1 rRNA gene is annotated in these 1,767 nt (G+C 51.0%); it reads right to left on the minus strand.

The annotated features are described in order from the left end of the window. Positions 1-66: 66 nt before the first annotated feature. A 16S ribosomal RNA gene (locus IGI88_RS18435) occupies positions 67-1,626 on the minus strand. Positions 1,627-1,767: the final 141 nt, after the last annotated feature.

The following is a 1,767-nucleotide window of genomic DNA, read 5'->3' on the forward strand; positions in this document are numbered from 1 at the left end:
TTGAGAGTAGACCTCTCAAAACTGAACAAAGGCAAACGATGTGTAGTCTTCCGAAATATTCCTTAGAAAGGAGGTGATCCAGCCGCACCTTCCGATACGGCTACCTTGTTACGACTTCACCCCAATCATCTATCCCACCTTAGGCGGCTGGCTCCAAAAAGGTTACCTCACCGACTTCGGGTGTTACAAACTCTCGTGGTGTGACGGGCGGTGTGTACAAGGCCCGGGAACGTATTCACCGCGGCGTGCTGATCCGCGATTACTAGCGATTCCGGCTTCATGTAGGCGAGTTGCAGCCTACAATCCGAACTGAGAGAAGCTTTAAGAGATTAGCTTAGCCTCGCGACTTCGCAACTCGTTGTACTTCCCATTGTAGCACGTGTGTAGCCCAGGTCATAAGGGGCATGATGATTTGACGTCATCCCCACCTTCCTCCGGTTTGTCACCGGCAGTCTCGCTAGAGTGCCCAACTAAATGATGGCAACTAACAATAAGGGTTGCGCTCGTTGCGGGACTTAACCCAACATCTCACGACACGAGCTGACGACAACCATGCACCACCTGTCACTTTGCCCCCGAAGGGGAAGCTCTATCTCTAGAGTGGTCAAAGGATGTCAAGACCTGGTAAGGTTCTTCGCGTTGCTTCGAATTAAACCACATGCTCCACCGCTTGTGCGGGCCCCCGTCAATTCCTTTGAGTTTCAACCTTGCGGTCGTACTCCCCAGGCGGAGTGCTTAATGCGTTTGCTGCAGCACTGAAGGGCGGAAACCCTCCAACACTTAGCACTCATCGTTTACGGCGTGGACTACCAGGGTATCTAATCCTGTTCGCTCCCCACGCTTTCGAGCCTCAGCGTCAGTTACAGACCAGAGAGCCGCCTTCGCCACTGGTGTTCCTCCATATATCTACGCATTTCACCGCTACACATGGAATTCCACTCTCCTCTTCTGCACTCAAGTCTCCCAGTTTCCAATGACCCTCCCCGGTTGAGCCGGGGGCTTTCACATCAGACTTAAGAAACCGCCTGCGCTCGCTTTACGCCCAATAAATCCGGACAACGCTTGCCACCTACGTATTACCGCGGCTGCTGGCACGTAGTTAGCCGTGGCTTTCTGGTTAGATACCGTCAAGGGATGAACGTTTTACTCTCATCCTTGTTCTTCTCTAACAACAGAGTTTTACGATCCGAAAACCTTCTTCACTCACGCGGCGTTGCTCGGTCAGACTTTCGTCCATTGCCGAAGATTCCCTACTGCTGCCTCCCGTAGGAGTCTGGGCCGTGTCTCAGTCCCAGTGTGGCCGATCACCCTCTCAGGTCGGCTATGCATCGTTGCCTTGGTGAGCCGTTACCTCACCAACTAGCTAATGCACCGCGGGTCCATCCATCAGTGACGCAAAAGCGCCTTTCAACTTTCTTCCATGCGGAAAATAGTGTTATACGGTATTAGCACCTGTTTCCAAGTGTTATCCCCTTCTGATGGGCAGGTTACCCACGTGTTACTCACCCGTTCGCCACTCTTTTTCTTTCGGTGGAGCAAGCTCCGGTGAAAGAAAAAGCGTTCGACTTGCATGTATTAGGCACGCCGCCAGCGTTCGTCCTGAGCCAGGATCAAACTCTCATAATGATTTGTTTGAATGACCATACGGTCATTAAGCTCATAAAAATTAACTTTGCTAGCTATTGCTTGCATGTATTTGTTTCAATAAATTGAAACGTCCTACACATTGGTTCGTTTGCTTGCTTTGTTCAGTTTTCAAAGGTCTAC

This window comes from Enterococcus sp. AZ179, assembly GCF_050498885.1.
GTDB lineage: Bacteria > Bacillota > Bacilli > Lactobacillales > Enterococcaceae > Enterococcus_D > Enterococcus_D entomosocium.